At 69.2% G+C, this 24003-nt stretch carries 21 protein-coding genes; 1 reads left to right on the forward strand and 20 read right to left on the reverse strand.

All coding sequences use genetic code 11. The features are described 5' to 3' along the window. Positions 1-119 precede the first annotated feature (119 nt). From G531_RS22815 to G531_RS22825, 4 genes are all read right to left on the reverse strand, one after another. Positions 120-1052 (reverse strand): RNA polymerase subunit sigma-70, encoded by a 933-nt coding sequence (locus G531_RS22815; protein WP_035759091.1) that lies wholly within the window; start codon positions 1050-1052, stop codon positions 120-122. Beyond that, on the reverse strand, positions 1049-1711 hold the full coding sequence (locus G531_RS22820; protein WP_051215530.1) for a maleylpyruvate isomerase family mycothiol-dependent enzyme: 663 nt from the start codon (positions 1709-1711) through the stop codon (positions 1049-1051). The genes G531_RS22815 and G531_RS22820 overlap by 4 nt, the downstream gene beginning before the upstream one ends. A gap of 106 nt (positions 1712-1817) precedes the next feature. Then, on the reverse strand, positions 1818-2417 hold the full coding sequence (locus G531_RS0114355) for a class I SAM-dependent methyltransferase (RefSeq protein ID WP_026927784.1): 600 nt from the start codon (positions 2415-2417) through the stop codon (positions 1818-1820). An 82-nt stretch (positions 2418-2499) separates the two neighbouring features. Beyond that, positions 2500-3339, reverse strand: coding sequence for a D-hexose-6-phosphate mutarotase (locus G531_RS22825; RefSeq protein WP_035759093.1), 840 nt, complete (start codon positions 3337-3339; stop codon positions 2500-2502). A gap of 182 nt (positions 3340-3521) precedes the next feature. On the opposite strand from G531_RS22825, the gene G531_RS0114365 reads away from it, so the two are divergent. Continuing rightward, complete coding sequence (locus G531_RS0114365) at positions 3522-4730, forward strand: globin domain-containing protein (RefSeq protein WP_026927785.1); 1209 nt, start codon at positions 3522-3524, stop codon at positions 4728-4730. Positions 4731-4813: 83 nt separating this feature from the next. Here G531_RS0114365 and G531_RS22830 read toward each other — a convergent pair whose 3' ends face one another. The 16 genes from G531_RS22830 to dnaK form a co-directional block, all read right to left on the reverse strand. Next, positions 4814-5515 carry a GntR family transcriptional regulator gene (locus tag G531_RS22830; RefSeq protein ID WP_051215531.1) on the reverse strand — a complete coding sequence of 234 codons (702 nt, stop codon included), beginning with the start codon at positions 5513-5515 and terminating at the stop codon, positions 4814-4816. Positions 5516-5683: 168 nt separating this feature from the next. Further along, complete coding sequence (locus G531_RS0114375; RefSeq protein WP_026927786.1) at positions 5684-6514, reverse strand: alpha/beta fold hydrolase; 831 nt, start codon at positions 6512-6514, stop codon at positions 5684-5686. Positions 6515-6571: 57 nt separating this feature from the next. Continuing rightward, positions 6572-7516, reverse strand: a complete 945-nt coding sequence (locus G531_RS0114380) for a 3-carboxyethylcatechol 2,3-dioxygenase (RefSeq protein WP_026927787.1) — start codon at positions 7514-7516, stop codon at positions 6572-6574. Between the two features lie 19 nt (positions 7517-7535). After that, complete coding sequence (locus G531_RS22835; protein ID WP_217996386.1) at positions 7536-9359, reverse strand: FAD-dependent oxidoreductase; 1824 nt, start codon at positions 9357-9359, stop codon at positions 7536-7538. 1 nt (position 9360) lies between these two features. Next, positions 9361-10707 (reverse strand): MFS transporter, encoded by a 1347-nt coding sequence (locus tag G531_RS22840; RefSeq protein WP_051215533.1) that lies wholly within the window; start codon positions 10705-10707, stop codon positions 9361-9363. Between the two features lie 246 nt (positions 10708-10953). After that, positions 10954-11241 (reverse strand): hypothetical protein, encoded by a 288-nt coding sequence (locus G531_RS0114395; protein WP_026927788.1) that lies wholly within the window; start codon positions 11239-11241, stop codon positions 10954-10956. Between the two features lie 239 nt (positions 11242-11480). Continuing rightward, the gene (locus G531_RS0114400) at positions 11481-12317 is read right to left on the reverse strand and encodes an HpcH/HpaI aldolase/citrate lyase family protein (RefSeq protein WP_026927789.1); all 837 of its coding nucleotides are present in this window, start codon (positions 12315-12317) and stop codon (positions 11481-11483) included. Continuing rightward, positions 12314-12823, reverse strand: coding sequence for a MaoC family dehydratase (locus G531_RS0114405; RefSeq protein ID WP_026927790.1), 510 nt, complete (start codon positions 12821-12823; stop codon positions 12314-12316). Before G531_RS0114405 ends, G531_RS0114400 begins: the two co-directional genes overlap by 4 nt. Continuing rightward, entirely contained in the window at positions 12820-13968 is a 1149-nt protein-coding gene (locus tag G531_RS0114410) for an acyl-CoA dehydrogenase family protein (protein WP_026927791.1), read from the reverse strand. Before G531_RS0114410 ends, G531_RS0114405 begins: the two co-directional genes overlap by 4 nt. A 5-nt stretch (positions 13969-13973) precedes the next feature. Further along, a complete protein-coding gene (locus G531_RS0114415; protein ID WP_026927792.1) occupies positions 13974-16052 on the reverse strand; it encodes an acetyl/propionyl/methylcrotonyl-CoA carboxylase subunit alpha in 2079 nt (692 codons plus the stop codon). 5 nt (positions 16053-16057) lie between these two features. Then, complete coding sequence (locus G531_RS0114420; RefSeq protein WP_026927793.1) at positions 16058-17635, reverse strand: carboxyl transferase domain-containing protein; 1578 nt, start codon at positions 17633-17635, stop codon at positions 16058-16060. A gap of 324 nt (positions 17636-17959) precedes the next feature. Beyond that, on the reverse strand, positions 17960-18568 hold the full coding sequence (locus G531_RS0114425; protein ID WP_026927794.1) for a TetR/AcrR family transcriptional regulator: 609 nt from the start codon (positions 18566-18568) through the stop codon (positions 17960-17962). A gap of 28 nt (positions 18569-18596) precedes the next feature. Further along, entirely contained in the window at positions 18597-19040 is a 444-nt protein-coding gene (locus G531_RS0114430) for a heat shock protein transcriptional repressor HspR (protein WP_051215534.1), read from the reverse strand. A 23-nt stretch (positions 19041-19063) separates the two neighbouring features. Next, the gene (dnaJ, locus tag G531_RS0114435) at positions 19064-20221 is read right to left on the reverse strand and encodes a molecular chaperone DnaJ (RefSeq protein WP_026927796.1); all 1158 of its coding nucleotides are present in this window, start codon (positions 20219-20221) and stop codon (positions 19064-19066) included. A 23-nt stretch (positions 20222-20244) separates the two neighbouring features. Beyond that, positions 20245-20772, reverse strand: coding sequence for a nucleotide exchange factor GrpE (locus tag G531_RS22845; protein WP_051215535.1), 528 nt, complete (start codon positions 20770-20772; stop codon positions 20245-20247). A 331-nt stretch (positions 20773-21103) separates the two neighbouring features. After that, positions 21104-22978, reverse strand: coding sequence for a molecular chaperone DnaK (gene dnaK, locus G531_RS0114445; protein WP_026927797.1), 1875 nt, complete (start codon positions 22976-22978; stop codon positions 21104-21106). Between the last annotated feature and the right edge of the window lie 1025 nt (positions 22979-24003).

Here is a 24003-nt window from a genome sequence, read left to right on the forward strand (position 1 = left end):
GGAATCGACACGCCAAATCGACATGGCGAACCCGCCCCCCGCTGCGTACGGTCGGCAATCGGTTGCACAGCCATCCTAGGAAGCCGGTTTCGCCGCGGCGCACCCACCCCGGCCACAGCTCACCCGGGCAGCCGCGCGGGCAGCCCGAATGCCGGGAATCGGTCGGCCAGATCGAGGCAGGTGGTCATCCGGGTGATCCGCTGCCCGTCGCTGGCCAGCAGCAACAGCGCGAACGGACGCAACCCGGCCCCGTCGGGGGCGTACTGGCCGAAGGCCGGGCGCGCGTTGGCGGTGGTGGGGATCAGGCGATGTCCGCGGCAGCCGTCGCCGGAGGCGAACAGGTCGATCACGTCGGTACGCCCGGCCACCCAGAAGGCGACCGGGGGCATCGAACTGACCACCGCGGAATCCAGCAGGGCGGTCAGGGCCGGCACGTCATGGTTCTCGAAGGCGGTGACGAAGGCGGCGAGCAGCCCCGGGTCGATCTCCGCCGCCGGCAGGTCGCGGGCGGGATCGGAGCGGTCCACCAGCGCCCGCCGGGCCCGTTGCAGGATCGAGTGCACCGCGGCGGTGCCGGCCCCGAGCAACTCGCCGGTCTCCGCCGCGGTGTAGCCGTAGACGTCCCGCAGGATCAGCACGGCCCGCTGCCGCGGGGTGAGCCGCTGCAGGGCCGCCGCGAAGGCCAGCCGGATCGCGTCCCGGCGCTCGGCGATCTCGGCCGGGTCGTCGGGCAGCGGGGTGACCCAGCCGCCGGCCGGCAGCGGCGCACCGAAAGGGTCGCCGGGGCGGCAGACATCGACCAGGTCGGTGGCCAGCGCCCGGCGGGGTGCGGCCCGCAGCACATCGATGCAGTACCGGGTCGCGATGGCGTACGCCCAGGTGCGCAGGCCGGCACGGCGGGGGTCGTAGCGATCGCGGGCCCGCCACAGCCGCAGCAGGATCTCCTGGGTCGCATCCTCCGCGGCGGCGCCGTCGCCGAGCATCCGGTAGCAGTAGCCGATCAGCTCGGGGCGCAATCGGGCCAGCGCCGCCTCGTCCAGCGCCGATGTCATGACCCCATCATCACCCCGCCGTCGGCCGGGGTCGCTGCGGGCAGCGCGGGCAGCCGGTGCCGGCCGGTCACGATCAGCACGAGTTCGGCGCTGGTCACCTCGACGTGCCGCGGTCCGGGGCCGATCCGCAGCGGCCCGTCGGTGGCGACCAGGCGGACGCCGGTGAGATCCACCCCGAAGAAGGCCAGCGAGGCCGGGTCGGCATCCCCGAGCGCGGCCGCGAGCACGTCGGGGGCGGCTGCCGGCAGGCCGAGCGGCACGGTGATGTCGAGGCCGTGGATCGCCTCGTGGGCCAGCGCCCCCTGCTGGTTTCCGGGGCCGGGCGTCCAGTGACTGGCGATCCGCGCCCGCTGGATGGCGAGCAGTTCGGTGTCGCTGGACCGGGCCACGTCGGCGCGCGCCATCCGGTCACAGGCCAGGTTGATGTCTCCCCCGGCCGCGGCGACCGCGTCCTGGAACTCCGCCATGGTTCGGGTGTCGGACATGTTGATGTGGGCGACGACGTGGCGGATGTTCCAGCCGGCGCACAGGCTGGCCGTGCCCCAGGCCTGCGCCGGAAGGTCGCTCAGCAGATCGGTGAGTCGGGCCCGCTCGGCCACGGTGCGGGCGTACAGATCACCCTCGGCGCGGACAGCGATTTCGGGATCGTCGATGGTCATGGCTCCTCCTGGATTCGAGTCACCGGGATATACGTGCCACCCCCGCCGGATTCGTCGCGCCCCGCCGACCGAATTCGGCATCACCGGATCCGGCGCCGTCGCTGGATCACGCCAGGCGCAGCCGGTACCAGTGCGGGGAGGTCATGTTCATCGGCCAGCCGAGCCCCCGGGTCTGGGCGGGTTCGACCCGGAGCATGGTCCAGCCGGCGAACGCGCGCTCGATCTGCTCCCGGGAGAGGCCATCGATCAACCAGTGGAAGCGCGGGCCGAAGGCGAGCATCAGCAGGGTCGCCCCGGGATTGGCCCGGGCGGTGATGCTCGCCGCGGCGCGGGCGAGGTCGGCGTCGTCCAGCCCCTCCAGACAGCCCACATCGAGGAAGAAGTCGAAGGTGCCCAGGTCCTCGGCCAGGTCCCGGACGTCGCCCTCGACGAAGCGGACATGGCCGTCCCCGACGTCGCCGTCACCGAAGGTCCGGGCCCGCTCGATCGCGCCGGCGACGGCGTCGATCCCGGTGGCCGTCCAGCCCTGGCGGGCGAGCTCTCGGGTGTAGTGGCCCAGGCCGCAGCCCAGATCCAGCGCCCGGCCCAGCTCGGGGCGCTCGTGCGCCTCCCGATTGAGCAACCGGGCCACGCTTCCGGCCGCGGCGGTGCGGTACCGCTCCCACGGCGTGATCCGCAGCCGGTAGAGCAGGTGATACTTCGACATGACTCCCCCGCCGGTCGACGCTTCCAGGCTACGCCGGATCGCCGCCGCCGACGGGGGCCGGCCTCAGCTCAGGGCGCCGGCCTCAGCTCAGGGCGTAGGTCACCTGCATGGTATGGGTCTCCCCCGGCTGCAGGGCGACATACCCGTCGAGCGCGTTGGCCGCCTCCAGGCACATCATGCCCGGCCACTCGTCGTCGCCGAAGTCACCCATCGCCGCGGCCTTGTCGACCCAGGGATTCCACACCACGGTGTTGTTCGATCCGTGCTTGCTCAGGGTGATGTGCCGGCCATCGGGGTCGATCACCGTGGCCGGCCCGGTGTGCGCATAGACCCGGTCAGTTTCTCCGGTGAAGGTCACCGGACCGAGTTCGACGTTGTCGCTGGCCCCGCCGGGCGCCTTGTCGACGTAGTGCGCCCCGGCCAGCCCGTCCACCCGTACGCCGTGAATGTCGCTGACCGCGAAGTAGGCGTGGGTGGCCTCTTCCAGGTCGAGGGGGTCCGCGCCGGCGGTGACGCTCAGATCCAGGTGCAGGCTGCGCCCCAGCAGCACCCGGTATTCCGCGCTGATCCCGCCCGGCCCGGTCAGTGCGAAGGTCAGTCGGGCCTCGTCGTCGACCACCTCGGCGCCGGTGAGCTCCCAATCGCTGATCCGGAACCACCCGTGCGCCGGCTGCTTGTCCCCGTGCCGGCCGGGGCCGAACCACGGCGCGCATACCGGGACGCCGCCGCGGATCGGCGTACCGCGCAGGAAGTTCGACTGCTCGCTGACCCACAGCACGGGCGCCTCGCCCGCGGGGGTCCAGGCCGTGACGTGGGCACCGAGCAGGTAGACCTCCCCCGTCACGGCCGCGGTAGCCACCTTGACCACGGGCAGGCCGCCTCGTCCGGTTTCCAGCGTGATTGCCTCGGGGAGTTCGATCATGTGTTCATTCTCCTTACCCCACCCCGGTGCCGCCGAGGGGGTTGCCAACTGTTTCAATCGTGAGACCGGTCACTGCGGATCGGATCCGGCTGCACAACGGCGTGCCGACCGCTAGCTTTTGTACTGTTGTTCCGTGTTTATTGGTTGTCCGTCTACTGACTGACCGTCCCGAAGGAGAAGCAATGCTGCTGTCCCCCGAATCCGAAGCCGTGGTCAAGGCCACCGCCGGAGTCGTCGCCGAGAATGGCGACGAGATCACCAAGCGCTTCTACGCGCACATGTTCGAGGCGCGCCCCGAACTCAAGCGGGTGTTCAATATGGCCAATCAGGTCGCCGGGGATCAGGCGAAGGCATTGGCCGCCTCGGTGGTCGCCTATGCGGTCCACCTGATCGATCCGTTCGCCCCCGATTTCGGCCCGATCATGCGGCGCATTGCGCACAAGCACGTCTCGCTGGGGATCACCGGCCCGCAGTACACCATCGTCGGACACCACCTGATGTGGGCCGTCGGCGACGTGCTCGGCGATGCGGTCACCCCGGAGGTCGCCGCCGCCTGGGACGAGGTCTACTGGCTGTTCGCGACCCAGCTGATCGCCGAGGAGGCCCGGCTGTACACCCTGGGCGGCTCCGCGCCGGACCAGCCGTGGCGCAAGTACCGGGTGATCGACCGGTTCGACGAGACCGATGAGATCTTCTCCCTCGAACTCCAGCCGGTGGAGGGCCCGCTGCCTCCGCACACCACCGGTCAGTACGTCTCGATCGCGGTCGACCTCTCGCCGACCGAGCGTCAGCCCCGCCAGTACACGATCTCCGGGGTTCCCGGCGGGGACGCCTTCCGGGTGACGATCAAGCGGGTCCGCGGCGAGGACGGCGCCCCGGACGGGCGGGTCTCCAACTGGCTGGGCGACCACGCCCAGGTCGGGACCGTGCTGGATGTGTCCCAGCCGGCCGGGGACGTGATCCTGGACAACACCGAGCAGCCGCTGGTGCTGATCTCGGCCGGGATCGGGATCACCCCGGTCGCGGCGATCATGGAGGATCTGGCCCAGCGCCAGCCCCGGCGGCCGGTTCGGCTGTTCCATGCCGACCGGGCCCACGAGTCGCAGGCGCTCTACCAGCGGATGCTCGGTCAGGTCCTGCAGATGAAGGACTACGAGGGCCAGCTGTGGTACGAGCAGGGTGCCGAGGACGCGCCCACCCGCAGGCCCGCGCTCCCGGGCCGGATGGATCTGACCAAGGTCGATCTGCCGGAGAACCCGCGGGTGTTCATGTGCGGTCCGCTGCCGTTCATGTCCGCGGCCCGCAAGACCCTGATCGACCGCGGTGTCCCGGCCGATCAGATCGAGTACGAGGTCTTCGGTCCCGACCTGTGGGCGCGCCAGGCCCAGTGATCCGTACGCCCCGGGCCTCCCGCACTGCCGCGGGAACGTCCGGGGCACCGGCTCTCGGGCTTGCCGGCTGCGGGGCTACTGGGTCAGGACGCCGTCGACAGCGGTTCCTCACCCCGCCCGGCCAGCGGCGTGGCCAGAATGTGGGCGATCATCGCCGCCTCGGCGGCATGGCCGTCGCGGGCGCGGATGGCGTCCAGGATCTGTCGGTGCCCGTGATTGCGCTCGGGCAGCCGGCCGCGTACGCCGTCGCCGTGCGTGGCGATCAGGAAGTCGCTGAGATCCCACAGGCCCTGGCTGATCTCCTCGACCAGTTCCGAGCGGGCCATCTGGTGGATCAGGGCGTGCAGGTCCTGGTTCGCGGCCAGGTAGCCCTGCTGCTGTTCGGTCGGCGCAGCGGCCTCCAGTGCCTCCAACCGGGTGCACAACACCTCGAGTTGCGCCACCTCGGCGTCGGTGCGCTGCAGTGCGGCCCGATGGGCCAGCGCACCCTCCGACCGGGAGAACAGCCAGAAGAAGGCCTCGATCTCCGCGGGAGTGAACTCGCGTACCCGCACACCCACCTGGGGCTGGATCTCGACCAGCCGGTCGGCGGCCAGCGCGCGCAGCGCCTCCATCACCGGTTGCTTGCTGATTCCGTGCTCCGCACAGATCTCGGTGACCACCAGGGCCTGTCCTGGGGCGAGCCGACCGGCGATCAACTGCTGCTTGAGGTCGTCGTAGAGCGCGCTGGCCAGCCGCCCACCGACGACGCCGGCGCGGCTGCCCAGGGGGCGACGACTGGCCATGCTGATTGCTTCCTTCAGGACTCCGATGACAGGGAGGCGACATCGGTGCGCGTAGAACGCCAATTCTGGCCGCCCGGGTGAAACGAATGCTGCCTGCCTGTCACCCGGCGGCCGGGAGCGGGCGAATCCCGTGCCCGGCGCCGGGTGCGACGCCGGGCACGGACCGACTCACTCGGCGAGGAAGCTGAGCACCATTCGGTTGAAGGTGTCGGCGTGCTCGATCTGCAGCCAGTGGCCGCACCTGTTGATCAGGACCATGCGGGCGTTCGGGATCAGCTGCACCAGGCGCAGGGTGTTCTCGAAGTGCACGACCCGGTCATCGCGACCGTGGAACATCAACGCCGGGGCCTGGATGGTCTGGACCTGCTTGTGGTCCAGTTCCACCACGGCCTTCTTGCCGATCGACTCGATGAAGTTCTTGTTGTGCTCCGGATGGGCAGCGGTCATGTCCGCCCGGCCCTGGATCAGCTCGTCGGTGGCGAAGGACGAATCGAAGGTCATCACGTCGACCAGCCGCTTCATCGTGTCGAAGGTCGGCTCGCGGTACCCCTGCTGGAGGATCTTCAGACCCTCGGTCAGACCACCGGGACCGAACAGCGTCGGCGCCCCCATCGAGGAGCCCATGGTGATCAGCTTGTTCACCCGCTCGGGGAACTCGTAGCCGAAGCGGACGGTGGTGCCACCACCCATCGAGTTGCCGATCAGCGTCGCCTTCTCGATCTCCAGGGCATCCAGGAGTTCGGCGACGGCGAGGTAGTGCTCACGCTTCTCCCAGGGGCACGGATCCGACTCGCCCCAGCCGGGCATGTCGGCGGCGATCACCCGGTAGCCGGCGTCGGCCAGGACGGGGATGTTCTTGTTGAAGTTCGACCATCCGGTCGCCCCCGGGCCGGAGCCGTGGAGCAGGACGATCGCTTCGCCCTCGCCGGCCTGATTGGTGTGGATGTTCCAGTTCTTGGTCTTGACGAACTGGCTGGTGCTCTCGTAGGTCAGCGACATGGACTGTCTCCTTCGTAGATGTGATCGTGGATCGCGCCGTAAGCGCCGAGTACTGGTTCAGGCGGTGGTGGCGGTGAGGACGCCGAAGCCGGCGATCCACTCCGGGATCTCCTTGTACCACTGGGTGCGTACCTGCAGCTGACCGGCCTCCCGGGCGGCACTGACCGCACCGACCCAGCAGCGCACCTCGTGGGAGGAGTTGCCGGCCGCGGCGGTCATCTCATCGGGCTGGTACGCGTCGAACTTGGCGGTATCACCGCTGGCGCAGATCTCCAGGAACTCCCGGTCCCATTCGGGATTGAGGTCCATGATGTCGGCCTCCCCCTTGGCGAACTTCTGCCCGGTGGTGATGGTCCGCTCCTGCCGGGCCGCGCGGGCCTCCGGGGTCGGATTGCGACCCTCCAACAGGAATGCCCTCTGCTGGTCGGTGGCGGTGCCCCAGCGCGGCACGGGCGGATCGTGCGACAGCCCGCCGGTGCCGATCACCAGGACCCGCTCGTCGGCGGCGAACTCGTTCACCCAGCGACCGACCGCCTCGCCGAGCAGGCGGATCCGCTTCATCGGGACGAAAGGCGGGGCGACCCCGTTCACGAAGATCGGAATGATCGGGTAGGTGTCCAGCCCACCGAGGACCATCTCCGGGATCTGCACCGAGCCGTGGTCCAGTTGGGCCTTGCGCGACATCGTGATGTCCAGCTCCTGCCCGGCCAGGTAGGTGACCAGGTCGAAGGCGCGCTGCTCGGGGACGTTCAGATCCCCGACGGCGGTGTCGAAGTCGCCGACCCCCACGGCCTGCAGACAGACCGCGAACGGCGGCATCAGGTCGTAGAAGAAGCCGTTGAAGTGATCCGGTCCGAAGGAGATCACCAGGGTCGGATCAATCTCCTTGACGAAGGCACGGACCTCGTCGAAGATCGCGTCCACCTCATCCCGGACGCCCGGGGCGGGCTCATTGAATGCCATCAGGGGTGTGTGCGACATGCACACCAGGGAAACGCTCACGATATTCCTCCAGAAATGCTCACAGATCTCCTCCGTCGGGAACCGACGGATCTGCTCCGTCGGGAACCGGATTGTTCACATCGAGTACTTCGTCCAGTGCGGTCCGAAGCAGCCGCGTTGCCTCTGCCGAATCCCAGACCGCGTGGGGCAATCGCCAGGCGATCACACCGTCCGGACGTACCAGCAGAGCACCCGCCTCATGGACCTCTCGCTTACGGTACCAGTCGTGATAGAGGTCCTGCGCCCGGTCATCGGCACCAATCAGGACGCAGTCCAGCCAGGGTTCGGCGAGCCCGTCGACCGCCGTACGCCAGGCCACTCCGGCCGGCCCGGACAGCAGGGTGAACCGGCCCTTGCCGACGAGGTCGAGGGTCGAGACCCGCCGCCCGTCGGCGCCGACCAGCCACGCGTGCGGGAGTTTGGCGCCCGGGCGTACGGCCGGCTGGTGGAACAACTCGGGATCCTCGAACGCCTCCGGGGCCTGGGTCGGATCGGGCAGCACCGCCGTCGAGACGTAGCGATGGTTCTTCTCCACCCCCTCGGCATTCCACTCGTACTCCTTGAGCTGCAGGGCGTCCTCCAGCTTGGCGCGCAGCGCGATGCCGGCCTCGGTCGGGGCCTGCAGGTTGGCGATCGCGTTGGTGGCCGGATCGGCGTCCCCGGAGGTGTCCAGGCAGTCCCGGATCGCGGCGTAGTCCAGCCGGGACTGGTTGGCCCGCAGCACGATCTGCTTGCCGACCGGGGCCCGTTCGGCGGAGTAGGACTCCAGCAGGCCCGGACCGGCGTACCCCTTGACCGCGTACGCCAACTTCCAGGCCAGGTTGTGCGCGTCCTGGACACAGGTGTTGAGGCCCAGGCCACTGCTCGGCGGATGCCGGTGGGTGGCGTCGCCGCCGCAGAACACCCGACCGCTGGACAGCGTGGTGGCGTACTGCTGGTTCACGTACCAGATCATCCGGTTGAAGATGTCGATCTCCAGGTCGGGCACCCCGACCAGCTCCCGGATCCGCGCGGTGACCTCCGCGTCGCTGAGTTCGGGGACGCCGTCCTCGACCAGGAAGCCCCAGCCGCAGATCCACTCGTTCCACGGTTTGGTGCAGCGCAGCAGGCCCAGCCCGATCTCGCCGACGGCGGTGCCGGGGTTGAAGAACCAGTTGAGAATGCTCGGCCGGTGGGCCACGTACTCGCTCAGGTCGGCGCGGAACTGGGTGTAGATCGTCCCGGCCCGGCTGACGTGGCCCTCGAAGGGCAGACCGATCGTCTCGGCCACCTTGGACCGGGCGCCGTCGGCACCGACCAGGTATTGGGCCCGGACGATCTCCTCGGCCCCGGACAGCCGGTTCTGCAGGGTGGCGGTGACGCCGTCCGCGTCCTGCTCGAAGCTGACCAGGTCGGTGTGATAGGTGATGGTCACCCCGGCCTGCCCGGCGGCATCCACCAGGACCGGTTCGATTCGGTCCTGGGGGATGTCGAGGTAGTCGCAGGGACTGTGCGCGACGTAGTCGCCGTGCCGGGCGAAGCCGCTGCCCCACGACGGCATCCGGGCGATCTCCGGGCCGGTCAGGCTGACCGCGAGCAGGCCTTCGCCCATCTGGTCCCACGGGGTGGCCACGGCCTTGGCGCGCTCCTCGACGCCGAGGTCGCGCCACACCTCCATGGTGCGCTGGCTGGTGATGTGGGCCCGCGGGGTGTTGGCCACCCAGGGGGCGCGGGAGATCATCCGGACCCGGACGCCCTGCTGGGCCAGGGCGAGCGCGGTGGTGACCCCGAACGGGCCGGCCCCCACGACGAGCACGTCGGTGTCGAACTGCGGATCGGTCACGGCATCCATGGGAACACTCATATCAGTGCACCTCGGCGCGCTGCAGGGTGGCCTCGGCCCGACCCATCGGACGCGGCAGCAGGTAGGTGGCGATCACCGAGATCGCGGCGACGACCAGCAGGTAGATCGCGACCGACCACCAACTGCCGGTGGCCCCGAAGAGGGCGGCGGCGATCATCGGAGCGAAGGCCGAGCCGGCCAGCTGGGAGATGGTGTAGCCGATCGAGGCGCCGGAGTAGCGCACCTCCTTGGGGAACACCATGGACATCAGCGGTCCGGTGACCCCGGAGGCCGGCGACATCGCGATGCCGAAGATCAGCGTGACACCCACGGCGAACAGCACCGAGTTGCCGGTGTTGATCAGCAGGAAGGCCGGGATGATGCTGACCAGCATGGCTGCCGCACCGATCAGGTACATGGTCTTGCGGCCGAAGAAGTCGGACAGGGCACCGAAGATCGGGTACAGGATGAGCGCGACGATCGAGGCCACCAGCACGCCCAGCAGCGCCTCCACCCGCGGGATGCCGACCTGCTTGGACCCGTAGTTCACGAAGTAGGACATGCAGATATAGGCCAGGACGCCCTGACTCAGGTAGACCCCGGCGATCAGCAGGATCGACTTCCAGTGATCGCGGAAGGCGATCGCGATCGGCAGGGCTTCCTTCTTGTCATCCTGCTCGATCGCGCGGAAGGCCGGGGACTCCGAGACCGCAAGGCGAATGGCCAGGCCGACCACGACCAGCACGGCGCTGAGCAGGAACGGAACCCGCCAGCCCCAGGCGAGGAACTGCTCGTCGGGCAGCGTGGCGGCGACCAGGAAGGCGGCGGTGGCCAGACCGACGCCGGCGGGGGCGCCCATCTGCGGGAAGGAGCCGAAGAAGCCACGGCGGCCGGCCGGGGCGTGCTCGACGGCCATCAGGGTGGCGCCGCCCCATTCGCCGCCGACCATGAAGCCCTGGACCAGACGCAGCAGCGTCAGCAGGATCGGCGCGGCGATGCCGATGGTGTGGTAGCTGGGCAGCAGGCCCATCAGGACGGTGGCCAGACCCATGCCGAGCAGGGTGATCACCAGCATCTTCTTGCGACCGATCCGGTCGCCGAAGTGGCCGAAGACGATGCCACCCAGGGGGCGGGCCAGGAAGCCGACGCCGAGCGTGGCGAAGGAGAGCAGGGTGCCGGTGAGGGGATCGGAGCCGGGGAAGAACAGGTGCGGGAAGACCAGGGCGGCCGCGGTCCCGAAGATGAAGAAGTCGTAGTACTCGACGGTGGTGCCGACCAGGCTCGCCACGGCCACGCGGGCCGGGTTGGTCTTCGGGGCGCCGGTGGAGTCCGGGGCCACGATGGCGTCCGTCTGCGTCGGTGCAGACATGCAAGCTCCTTTGCTCGGTGTTTCGTACTAGCATGCTAGGACGTGAGCGAAGAAGGGGTCAACTTGGGCTCTGGTACTGCTGGGCTGACGAATGTCCCGGGTGCGGGGCACATGCGGACGGGGGATGCGGCACCGGCGGCACTGCCGGGTTGGGCCGCGTCGGGCGTGGCACCGCCCCGGACCGGCCCCGCCGACGCCTCGGCCGGCGGGGTTCACCTCAGCCGGTGCGTACCCCGGCGTCGGCGGTCACTGATGGGGCGAGTGGGTCCACTGGCCGGGGGCCTGCGGGCCCGGATTCTGCGGGCCGGACGGGCCGTTCTGCGGGCCGGGAACCTGGCCCGACTGGCCGGGGTTCCAGGGCTGAGCCGCCTGTTGGGGCTGCTGGCCGTAGCCCGGGCCGCCGGTCGGGATCGACGGCGGCGGCGTGTTGGTCCTGTTGCGTCGAAGCAGCACGAAGGCGATCACCGCGCCCACGATGATGACGAGCAATACGATGAGCAGGATCCCCAGGATCCCTCCACCACCAATGGACATAATGCCTCCTCGGGTCGATCAGACCCGGACGACTGTACCCGTGGGTGGGTCGGGCACAGCCCTGCAAGCTCCGGGCGCGGCCCCGTCAGCGGGGAAGGCCTCCGGGCGGGGACAACCGCGCATTCGTCGTTTTCGATGCACTCGATCGTCCCGACGCCTCCTCAAATGCGGTCTGACTGGACCGCCGTCGGTTTGACTACATCGAAAACGACGCTTCGCGGCGGAGACCCGCGGTCGGCTCAGCGCACGCGGCGCAGGATCGCCTCCGCCTGCCGGAATACCGGCGCATCGACCATTTGACCGTCGAGTTGGAAGACGCCCGCGTTCCCCTCGGCCGCGGCCAGCACCTTCTTCGCCCAGGCGACCTGCTCATCGCTCGGCGCGTACGCCTCCCGCACCACGGCCACCTGCGACGGGTGGATGCACGCGGTCCCGGCCAGCCCCAGATTCACCGCATCCAGTGCCTCGGCCCGCAGCCCGGCAGTATCGGCGATGTCCAGGTGCACCGAGTCGATCATGAACCGCCCGTACGCCGCCGCCGCCAGCACCGCGGCCGAGCGGGCGTACCGGGGCACGTCGCGGTACTTCCCGACCGGCTGCCCCGCCTCCGCGTCGGTGAACCGGCTGGTCGCTCCGCCCAGGCCGGCGACCAGGTCCTCCGCGCCCCACATCAGGCCGACCGTCCCCGGCGCGGCGGCGACCTCGGCGGCATTCAGGATGCCCAGCGGGGTCTCCAGCAGCGCCAGCACGCCGAACCCGGCGTCGGCGACCCGAGCCACATCGGCCGCGGTTTCCGCCTTGGCCAGCATCACCACGCGATAGTCGGTCTGCGCCAGCGCGGCCAGGTCGGCCTCGGCGTACTCGGTGGACAGCGCATTGATCCGCACGATCGTCCGCGCCGGATCCAGCGGCTGTGCCAACACTGCCTCGCGGGCCGCGGCCTTCGCGCCCGGCGCGACGGCGTCCTCCAGATCGAGGATCACCACGTCACAGCGATCGGCCGCCTTGGCGTACCGGTCAGGCCGATCGGCCGGGCAGAACAGGAACGCCGGACCGGCCGGCACCCACCCGCTCATGCGTTCCCCTCGGGTGCCAGCTTGACCAGGGTCTTGCGGGTCGCTCTGGCCACGATGTCCCCGTGCTGGTTGCGCCCGATGTGCTCCATCGTGACGATCCCCTCCCCGGGCCGCGACTTCGATTCGCGCTTGTCGGTGATCAGGGTCTCGGCGTACAGCGTGTCCCCGTGGAACATCGGCTTGGGGAAATTGACCTCGGAGAAACCCAGATTCGCCACGATCGTGCCCATGGTGAGCTGCGCGACCGACAGCCCGACCAGGGTCGCCAGGGTGTGCATCGAGTTCATCAGCCGCTGGCCGTCGAACCCGGAGTTCTCCGCCGCCCAGGCCGCGTCCAGATGCAGTGCCTGGGTGTTCATGGTCAGCGTGGTGAACAGCACGTTGTCCGCCTCGGTCATCGTGCGCCCGGGCCGGTGCAGGTACGCCGTCCCGACCTCGAACTCCTCGAACCACAGCCCGCGCTGCACGACTTCCTTGCGCGGCGGATTTGCCGAGCCTTCGCTCATCCCAGTCCCAACTCTCGTGCGATCAGCATCAGCTGGACCTCGGTGGTGCCCTCCCCGATCTCCAGGATCTTGGAGTCGCGGTAGTGCCGGGCGACCCGGAACTCGTTGATGAAGCCGTACCCGCCGAACACCTGGGTGGCGTCGCGCGCGTTGTCCATCGCCGCTTCGGAGGCGACCAGTTTCGCGATCGAGGCTTCCTTCTTGAACGGCTTGCCCGCCAGCATCTTGCCGGCAGCAGCGTAGTAGGCCGCCCGAGCCGCCGCGGCGCGGGCCTCCATCCGGGCGATCTTGAACGAGATCCCCTGGTTGCGCCCGATCGGCACGCCGAAGGTGATCCGCTCCTTGGCGTACCGCACCGACTCGTCGACACAGCCCTGGGCGGCACCGGTGGACAGGGCGGCGATCGCCACCCGCCCCTCGTCCAGCGTGCTCAGGAAGTGCGCGTACCCGCGCCCGCGGACGCCCAGCAGATTGGCCTCGGGCACCCGGACGTCGGTGAACGAGAGCGGGTGGGTGTCGGAGGCGTTCCACCCCACCTTGTTGTACGCCGGCTCAGCGACGAACCCGGGGGTGCCGGACGGGACGATGATCGTGGAGATCTCCTTCTTCCCGTTCTCCTTCTCCCCGGTGACCGCACTGACGGTGACCAGAGAGGTGATGTCGGTGCCGGAGTTGGTGATGAACTGCTTCGCGCCGTTGATCACCCATTCCCCGTCGACCAGCCGGGCGGTGGTCCGGGTGGCGCCGGCGTCCGAGCCCGCCTCCGGCTCGGTCAGACCGAAGCCGGCCAGCCGCTTGGCGGCGACCAGATCGGGCAGCCAGGTTTCCTTCTGCTCCTGGGTGCCGAACTTGAACAGCGGCATCGCGCCGAGGCTGACGCCGGCCTCCAGGGTGATGGCGACCGACTGGTCCACCCGGCCGAGCTCCTCGAGGGCCAGGGCGAGGGCGAAGTAGTCCATTCCCGCGCCGCCGAACTCCTCGGGGAACGGCAGCCCGAACAGGCCCATCTCCCCCATCTGGGCGACCAGCTCATAGGGGAAGCTGTGTTCGACGTCGTGCTTCTCCGAGACCGGCGCGACCTGCTTGTCGGCGAAGTCGGCGACCTGGGCCTTCACATCGCGGTAGTGGTCTTCCAATTCCCACATCGGGGTTACTCCTTGTTTCCTGCGTCAGTGGATTCGGCCGGCTCGGCCGGGGTGGGATCGATCGTGGCGAGCACCTGTTCGGCGGTGGTCTGCGCCCCGACGGCCGCGTGCAGCCGGACGGTCCCGGCCAGCGGTGCGCGCAGGGTGTGCTCCATCTTCATCGCCTCGACGGTGATCACCGGGTCGCCCTCGGCGACCTCGGCGCCGTCGGCCACATGGACCGCGATCACCGCGCCGGGCATCGGGCTGCGCAGTTCGGCATCGGCGACCGCGCCGTCATGGATCCGCGGATCGATCAGCGGCCGCAGCCGCAGGTCCCAGGTACCGCGCTCGCCGTGCACCCAGAACGTGTCGCCGGTCCGCCGGATCAGCCAGATCTGCTGCCGGTCGTCGACGGTGATCCGCAGTTGCTCGCCGTCCCGGGCGACCCGGGCGTGGTGCCGGGTCGGGGCCTCGGTCGGCGTGGCCGCGCCGATCAGCGCATCGCCGAGGGTGATCGTCGCGTCCTGCGGCGTACCCTGCAGGCCGACGGTGACCGCAGCGGTGCCGGAGCCGGCATCGACGCGGGTGTAGACCGGGGCCCGCTCACCGATCCGCCAGCCGTTGGGGATGTCCCAGGCGCTGCGATGGTTCTTCGGGACCGCGGCCCAGCGGGCCTCGGTACGACTCATCGCGGCCGCGACCAGGGCGCCGACCGGGGCCGGGGTCGGGGTGTAGCTGTCGACCGAGCGATCGAGCAGACCGGTGTCGAGATCGCCGGCGAGCACCTCAGGCCGGTTCAGCAGGAAGCGACAGAAGTCGATATTGGTCCGCAGCCCGATCACCGCAGTGTCGGCCAGGGCCGCGTCCAGCGCCCGCAGCGCCTGGCTCCGGTCGGCGGCATGGGCGATCACCTTGGCCAGCATCGGGTCGTAGTGGGAGCCCACCTCGGTGCCCTCCCGCAACCCCGAATCCACCCGTACGCCGGGGCGACTCGGCTCACGCAGCGCCAGCACGGTGCCGCCGGTCGGCAGGAATCCGTTGCCGGGGTCCTCGGCGTACACCCGGGCCTCGATGGCGTGTCCGGTCATCGTGATGTCGGACTGGGCCAGGGTGAGCGGCTCCCCGGCCGCGATCCGGACCTGCCAGGCGACCAGGTCGACGCCGGTGACCATTTCGGTGACCGGGTGCTCGACCTGCAGCCGGGTGTTCATCTCCATGAAGAAGAACTCCTCCGGCGCCTTCGCCGAAACGATGAACTCCACGGTCCCGGCACCGACGTAGTCGACCGAGCGGGCCGCATCGCAGGCCGCGGCGCCGATCCGGTCGCGGGTGGCCGCATCGAGCAGCGGGCTCGGCGCCTCCTCGATCACCTTCTGGTGGCGCCGCTGCAGCGAGCATTCGCGTTCGCCGAGATGGATCACGTTGCCGTGTCGATCGGCAAGGATCTGCACCTCGATGTGCCGCGGGGTGTCCACGAAGCGCTCCAGGAAGAGCGTGTCATCGCCGAAGGAGGACGCCGCCTCGCGGCGCGCGGAGACCAGCGCCTCCGGCAGGTCCTCGGCCCGCTCGACGCGGCGCATGCCCTTGCCGCCACCGCCGGCCGACGGCTTCACCAGAACCGGGTAGCCCACCTCGGCGGCGGCCCCGATCAGGTCGGCGTCGGTCAGACCGGGGCGGCTGATCCCGGGCACCGTGGGGACTCCGCGGGCCGACACGGCGGCCTTGGCGGAGATCTTGTCGCCCATCGTGTTGATCGCCGAGGCGGGCGGGCCGATGAAGATGATCCCGGCCTCCTCGCAGGCCTTGGCGAAGGCCGCGTTCTCGGACAGGAAGCCGTAGCCGGGGTGGATCGCGTCGGCACCGGTCTCCTTGGCCGCGGCGATCACCTTGGCGATGTCGAGGTAGGACTGGGCTGCCGGGGCGGGGCCCAGGCGTACGGCCAGGTCGGCCTCGCGAACGTGCCGGGCGCCGGCGTCGGCATCGGAGTAGACCGCGATGGCGGTGATGCCGAGTTCGTGCAGGGTCCGGATGACCCGGCAAGCAATCTCGCCGCGGTTGGCGATGAGGACCGAGGAGATACCGGTGGTGGGAGTCGAGGTCACGGTGATCACATCCTGAAGACGCCGTTGTTGACCGGCGCGAGGGGGGCGTTGGCGGCGACGGAGAGGGCGAGGCCGAGGACGGTGCGGGTGTCGGCGGGGTCGATCACGCCGTCGTCCCACAGCCGCGCGGTGGAGTAGTACGCCGAGGACTGGGTCTCGAACTGCTCGCGGATCGGGGCGGTGAACTCGGCCTGGTCTGCGTCGGTCCACTCCCCGCCGGAGCGGCGGACCTGGTTCGCCCGGACGCTGGCCAGGGTGTCGGCGGCCTGGGCGCCACCCATCACCGAGATCTTCGCGTTCGGCCACATCCACAGGAACCGCGGTGAGTACGCCCGGCCGCACATGGAGTAGTTCCCGGCCCCGAAGGAGCCGCCGATGACGACGGTGAACTTCGGCACCCGGGCGCACGCCACGGCGGTGACCATCTTGGCACCGTTCTTGGCGATGCCGCCGGCCTCGTATTCGCGGCCGACCATGAAGCCGTTGATGTTCTGCAGGAAGACCAGCGGGATCTTGCGCCGGTCGCACAGTTCGATGAAGTGGGCACCCTTGAGCGCGGACTCGCTGAACAGCACCCCGTTGTTGCCGATGATGCCGACCGGGTGACCGTGGATGTGGGCGAAGGCGGTGACCAGGGTGGTGCCGTACTCGGCCTTGAACTCGGTGTATTCGCCGCCGTCGACGATGGTCTCGATGACTTCGCGGACGTCGTACTGGGTTCGCGAATCAACCGGGACGCGGTCGTAGAGCTCGGTCTGCGGGCGGATCGGGTCGACGGTCTCGAGGATCTCCCACGGGGCCGGCTCGGGGCGCGGCGTGGTCGCGATGATCTGCCGGACCCGCATCAGCGCGTCGTAGTCGTCGGTGGCCAGGTGGTCGACCACCCCGGAGATCTTGGCGTGCAGGTCGCCGCCGCCCAGTTCCTCGGCGGTGACCTCCTCGCCGGTGGCCGCCTTCACCAGCGGCGGCCCGGCCAGGAAGATCGTGCCCTGGTTGCGGACGATGATGGCCTCGTCACTCATCGCCGGCACGTACGCCCCGCCGGCGGTGCACGAGCCGAGCACCGCGGCGATCTGCGGCACTCCCTCGGCGGACATGGTGGCCTGGTTGTAGAAGATCCGGCCGAAGTGGTCCCGGTCGGGGAAGACCTCGTCCTGCTCCAGCAGCATCGCGCCGCCGGAGTCGACCAGGTAGATACACGGCAGCCGGTTGGCCAGGGCGATCTCCTGGGCCCGCAGGTGCTTCTTCACCGTGATCGGGTAGTAGGTGCCGCCGGACACGGTGGCGTCATTGGCGACGATCATGCACTCGCGGCCCTCGACCCGGCCGATGCCGGCGACCATGCCCGCGGCGGGCGCCTTGCCGCCGTACATCTCCTCGGCGGCCAGCGGAGCCAGCTCGAGGAAGGGGCTGCCCGGATCGAGCAGCACGTCGATCCGGTCGCGGACCAGGAGTTTGCCGCGCTCCAGGTGCCGCGCCCGGGCCTTCTCCCCGCCGCCGAGGGCGACGCGATCGAGCCGGGCGCGCAGGTCGGCGACCAGGTTCAGGTGTTCGTCTCGCGGCGAGTTCGCAGCGGTCTCCATCGACGGCCCCCAGCGTTCAGTTAGTTGCAATTAAGTTAAGTCGTATTAACTGAGACGAGTGTAACGCGCACCACGGGGTCATGTCTATGCCCTGAGGGTCGATTCTTCCGATACTCCGGGAACATATCCGACGTTTCGTGGAATGTGTGCTGAGATTGATCGCTGGGACGACAGTAGGCCGATCCTGCCAACCCTCCTGTGTGCGGATTCTGTCCCTCGATGGCACGAATCAGTCCAATCGGCCCATTTACTCGGAAGTAGCAGCACGATCCGCACACTCCGCCGCAGCCAGCTGGATCCGGCGGCGCGGGATTGCCCGGGGAATCAGGCGGCCAGCGCCGCCAGGGCCATCCGGGTCAGGATCGGACGCAGGTCCTCCGCTGCCATTACCGGCAGTCGGGGGCTGGAGTTGAGCAGCCCGAACACCGCATGGACGCGGGCCCGGGCCTCGGTCCGGTCCAGGCCGGCCTGTTGTGCCTGCAACGCATCGCCCCAGATCTCGGCGTACTCGCGCTGCAGGGTGCGCACCTGGTGCCGCGGCCCTTCCGGCAGGCTGCGCAGGTCCTGGAACTGGATCAGAATCAGGTCGGGTTCGGTCAGCACGAAGTCCACGTGCCGCGCGATCAGGCCGGCCACGACCTCGTCGGCGGCCAGGTCGGCGTCGCGGACCTGCTGCCCGCCGGCCAGCAGCCGCTCGGAGATCCCGACCAGCAGTTCGGCCAGGACCCCCTCCTTGGAGTCGAAATACCGGTACATGGCCGGGCCGGAAATGCCTACTTCCTGGCCGATGTCGTCCAGGCGCACGCTGTGGAAGCCGCGAGCGGCCATCAACCGGGCAGCCGCTGCCAGGATCTCGATGCGTCGCTCCGCCTTCGCGGCTGCGCGGGTCGCCGGCACCACCACATCGGTCCCCTGCCCAGAAGCACCGGCCATCCTCACCCTCCTGTCCGCGAGCGCCCGATCACTTGGCCGGGAGCGCGCGTTGCCGCTGCCAGCCCGCCGGGCGCGGATGTTGCAGCGTACCAACTCCACCCGACCGATCGGCCGAAAACAGCCGTTGCCCGGTGCCGCGCTGGGCAATCCGGATCTGTTCGGTCAGTTCCGCCACCTGGCCCCGGAGTTCCTCCAGTTCGCTCTGCATCTCCAGGATGCGCCGAATCCCCTCCAGATTGATCCCGTCCTCCTTGGACAGTTTCTGGATCAGCCGCAGCCGGGACACATCGCGCGCGGAGTACCGCCGCCCCCGGCCGCTGGCCCGACTGGGCCGGACCAGCCCCATCCGGTCGTAGCTGCGCAGCGTCTGCGGATGCATCCCGGAGAGTTGGGCCGCCACCGAGATCACGAAAATCGGCGCGTCGGGATCGACCTTCTGCAGGCCATGACCGTCGGCCCTGATACGTGCCATGTCTCCTCCCTCGGTGCGCCGGCTCAGCGGGTCAGGTTCTTGCGCGGATCGGGCTCCCCGGCCGCGGCGGCGTACTCGCGCAGCGACTCCTGGGCCGCCGGATCCAACTTCTGCGGAACGACTACTTCCACGGTAACCAGCAGGTCCGCACGCGTACCGTCCTTGCGCGGTACACCCTTGCCGCGGGCCCGGAACGTACGCCCACTCGGGGTCCCGGCCGGGATCTTGATCCGCACCGCGGGGCCCTTCAGGGTCGGCACCGTGATCTCCGCGCCCAGCGCCGCCTCCGGGAAGGTGATCGGTACGGTCACGGTGAGGTTGTCCCCACTGCGGCCGAACAGCGGGTGGGAGGCGACATGCACCAGGACGTACAGGTCACCGGCCGCGCCCCCGTTCTCGCCGGGACCGCCCTTGCCCTTGACCCGGATCTTCTGGCCGTCGTTGACGCCGGCCGGGATGCGTACCTGCATCGTCCGGGTCGACTTGGCCCGCCCGGAGCCGTTGCACTCGGGGCAGGGGTCATCGACGATCAGGCCCCGGCCGCGGCAGTCGCGACACGGTTCGGTGACCGCGAACACCCCGCCGGAGGACGAGGTCTGCATCCCGGATCCCTCACAGGTTGGACAGACCCGCGGCATGGTCCCGGCGCGGGCGCCGGTGCCGTGGCAGGACGGACACGCATCGGTGGAGGTCAGCTGGATGGGCACGGTCTTGCCCTCGACCGACTCCTCAAAGGTCAGCGACACCTCGCCCTCGATGTCGGTACCGCGGCGCGGCCCACGACCGGTGGCACCGGTGGTCCGCCCGCCCCGGTTGAACAGATCACCGAAGAGGTCGCCGAAGTTCCCGCCGCCGCCCTGGGCGTTGCGGAACAGGTCGTCCATCGGATTGCTCCCGCCGCTGCCGGAGCCGCCGCGCGGGAACCGGAAGCCCCCGCCACCGCCGCCGAACAGCTTGCGCGCCTCGTCGTACTCCTTGCGCTTCTTCGGGTCGGACAGGACCGAGTTGGCCTCCGAGGCCTCCTTGAACCGCTTCTCCGCCGCAGCGTTGTCGGGGTTCTGGTCCGGGTGGTTCTCCCGGGCAATCTTGCGGAAGGCCTTCTTGATGTCGTCGGCGCTGGCGTTCTTGTCGACCCCGAGAACCTTGTAGAAGTCCTTCTCGATCCAGTCCTTGGTACTCATCGGCCGCCCTCCTCGGGGTCAGTTCAGTTGTTGTCGGTCTGGTTGTCGGTGGCCGGCTCCTCGGCCGGCATCCCCACCGCAACCCGGGCCGCGCGCAGGACGCGGTCGTTCAGTTTGAAGCCCTGCTGCATCACGTCGAGCACGGTCGGCTCGGTCGCCCCGGGCATCGGCGCCTGCATCAGCGCGTCATGGATCTGCGGGTCGAAGGGCTCGCCCTTGGCCGCGTAGGAGACCAGGCCGTGCTTGGTCGCCAGCTTCTCCAGTTCATCGGCCAGCAGCTTGAAGCCGCCGGTGAGTTCGCCCTCGTGCTGACGGGCGGCAGCGATGCTGTCGAGCACCGGCAGCATGTCGTTGAGGACCGATTCGATGCCGGCCTGTCGGGCCGCGGCGCGGTCCCGGTCGACTCGGCGCTTGTAGTTGGCGTACTCCGCGCCCAGGCGCTGCAGGTCCTCGGTACGCTCGGCCAGCTGCTTGGCCAGGTCGGCCTCACGATCGGCCGGACCGGCCTCCTCCAGCAGTTCCAGTTCCTCGATCGTGTCGGGGACGATCACCTCGCCCTCGGCGTCCGGAGCCGCCCCGGGGTTCCCCGGTTTCGGCTGCTCCGACGCGGGCTGGGCGTCCTCGGGCTGCTGGCGTTCGGGTTGGTCGGGGTTCTGCTCGGGTGCCACGGATCCTCCATGCGTTTTGTACGGACGGCGGGCTCTGCTCTCCCGCCCGGTTTTCGGTGGGGCGCGTTCGCCCCGGTTCGGTTGTCGGGGCTGATGCCCCGATCATGACAGGTCGGGCCATCGATGCGTACCGATGGCCCGACCCGGGATGGATTCCCGGCCCCGGTCGGCAGGACCGCACGATGCGTGCGGGGTCAGGCCCGGGGCCGACGGATCACTTGTTCTTCTTGTCGTCCTCGTCCACGATCTCGGCGTCGACGACGTCATCGGCGTTGTCCTGGGCACCGGAGGCGTTGCCGGACTGGGCCGACTCGGCCCCGGCCTGCTGCGCTGCGGCGGCCTTGGCGTACATCGCCTGACCCATCGCGGCAGCCTTGGTGTTCAGGTCGTCGGTGGCCGCCTTGATCCGATCGGTGTCGTCGGACTCGATGGCCTCCTTCAGCGCCTTCAGCGACTCCTCGACGGGGGTCTTGACGGGCTCGTCGATGTTCTCGGCGTTGTCCGCCAGCAGCTTTTCGGTGCGGAAGACCAGGGCCTCGGCCTCGTTCTTGGTGTCGACCGCCTCGCGCCGCTTGGCGTCCTCCTCGGCGTGCGCCTCGGCATCCTTGACCATCCGGTCGATGTCGTCCTTGCTCAGCGCGGAGCCACCGGTCACGGTCATGGACTGCTCCTTGTTGGAGGCCAGGTCCTTGGCGGTGACGTGCACGATGCCGTTGGCGTCGATGTCGAAGGTGACCTCGATCTGCGGGACGCCGCGCGGGGCGGGCATGATCCCGGTCAGCTGGAACTGACCCAGCAGCTTGTTGTCGGTGACCATCGGGCGCTCGCCCTGGTACACCTGGATCATCACCTCGGGCTGGTTATCCTCGGCGGTGGTGAACACCTCCGACGACTTGGTCGGGATCGTGGTGTTGCGCTCGATGATCTTGGTCATCACGCGCCCCTTGGTCTCGATGCCCAGCGACAGCGGGGTGACATCCAGCAGCAGGACGTCCTTCACCTCACCCTTCAGCACACCGGCCTGCAGCGCGGCACCCAGGGCGACGACCTCATCGGGGTTCACGCCCTTGTTCGGCTCCTTGCCGCCGGTGAGCTCCTTGACCAGGTCGACCACGGCCGGCATGCGGGTGGAACCACCGACCAGCACGACATGGGAGATGTCGGAGACAGAGATACCGGCGTCCTTGATGACCGAGTGGAACGGCGCCTTGCAGCGGTCCAGCAGGTCGGAGGTCATCCGCTGGAACTCGGCGCGCGACAGCTTCTCCTCCAGGTGCAGCGGGCCGGACGCGCCCAGGGTGATGTAGGGCAGGTTGATCGAGGTCTCCGAGGCCGAGGACAGTTCGATCTTGGCCTTCTCGGCAGCCTCGGCCAGACGCTGCTTGGCGATCTTGTCCTGGGACAGGTCAACGCCGTTCTTGTTCTTGAACTGGGTGACCAGCCAGTCGACGACGCGGTTGTCCCAGTCGTCACCACCGAGCTTGTTGTCACCGTTGGTGGCCTTGACCTCGAAGAAGGACTTGCCGTTGTCGTGACCGATGTCGAGCAGGGACACGTCGAAGGTGCCACCACCGAGGTCGAAGACCAGCACGACCTCGTCGTCGGAAGAGCGATCCAGACCGTACGCCAGGGCGGCGGCGGTGGGCTCGTTGACGATGCGGTCGACGGTCAGACCGGCGATCTCGCCGGCTTCCTTGGTGGCCTGACGCTCGGCATCGGAGAAGTACGCCGGCACGGTGATCACGGCGTTGGTGACCGTCTCACCCAGGTACGCCTCGGCGTCGCGCTTCAGCTTCATCAGCACGCGAGCGGAGATCTCCTGCGGGGTGTACTTCTTGCCGTCGATCTCGGGGGTGGTCCAGTTGGTGCCCATGTGACGCTTGACCGAGCGGATGGTGCGGTCGACGTTGGTAACGGCCTGGCGCTTGGCGACCTCGCCGACCAGGACCTCGCCACCATTGGCGAACGCGACGACCGACGGAGTCGTACGGGCACCTTCGGCGTTGGGAATGACGGTGGGCTCGCCACCTTCGAGAACGGCAACCACGGAGTTGGTGGTGCCCAGATCGATACCGACTGCACGGGCCATAAGTGTTCCTCCAGTTGAACAGTGTCGACTGGGTTCTCCCAGCCGGGTCTTCGCCGCTCGAACTCTCGGGGAGGGGGTCGCGCCTCGCGGTGCGGCACTCCTTGAGCGGCCTGCACTCAACTATGCTCCTTGAGTCCGGGTGACGCAAGGATGTGAGCTGCAAAGTTGAGCTATGTAGACTCAACTCTGAGGTATCCCCGGGTATTCCCTGATTCGGGAGACTTTCTTTGCCGCCCGCCGAGTGTCTGGTTGGCATCACGGCGGGGCGGGCGTACGGCGGATGCGTCGGCGGGGCGGGCGTACCGCGGGTGCGTCGACGGGGGGCTGGTGGGTGGCGGACGCAGGAGCGCACCGCCCGTCCCGCGACAGCAATCTCCGGAGCCGGCCCTCCCGCGACAGCTTCCTCCATTCCGCGACAGCATGCTGAGGAGCCAGCCCTCCCGCGACAGCAACCTCCCTTCCGCGACGGAGATACGGAACCAGCACCCGGTGCAGCAGGCGCGGGACGTGGCTGGCATCGCCGATTCCTCGAATGCGGCGCTGGATGACCGTGAGCCCCGGGGCTCCTATACCCACGAGGCGAGGTCAGCCCGGACGTGGACACCTGAGGCGCCGACGGGTGCACCCCGCGGCCAGGTGGCACGCTTCCCGCACCGCCAAAGACGACCCAGCGACTGGGACGGAATCCCGCGCCTGTTGGAGCAACCGCGGGATCACCCGCGCCCATGCGAGATGGATCTTCCTGTCGCAGAACGGCCCATGCCCAACTTTCCTGTCGCAGAACGGCCCATGCCCAACTTTCCTGTCGCAGAACGGCCCATGCCCAACTTTCCTGTCGCACGAGCGCCCACGCCCAACTTTTCTGTCGCGGGACGGCCCACCCACAACTTTCCCGTCGCAGGACAGCACACCCACAACTCTCCTGTCGTAAGAGGTGCTGGCCGGCGGCCGAGCGTGGCCCGATCTGGGCCCGCTGGTCCAGCAGCCGACGATCCGCACCGACGTACCACCGCAAGCGACCCTGG

This window comes from Granulicoccus phenolivorans DSM 17626 = NBRC 107789 = JCM 15570, from assembly GCF_000423085.1.
Lineage (GTDB): Bacteria > Actinomycetota > Actinomycetes > Propionibacteriales > Propionibacteriaceae > Granulicoccus > Granulicoccus phenolivorans.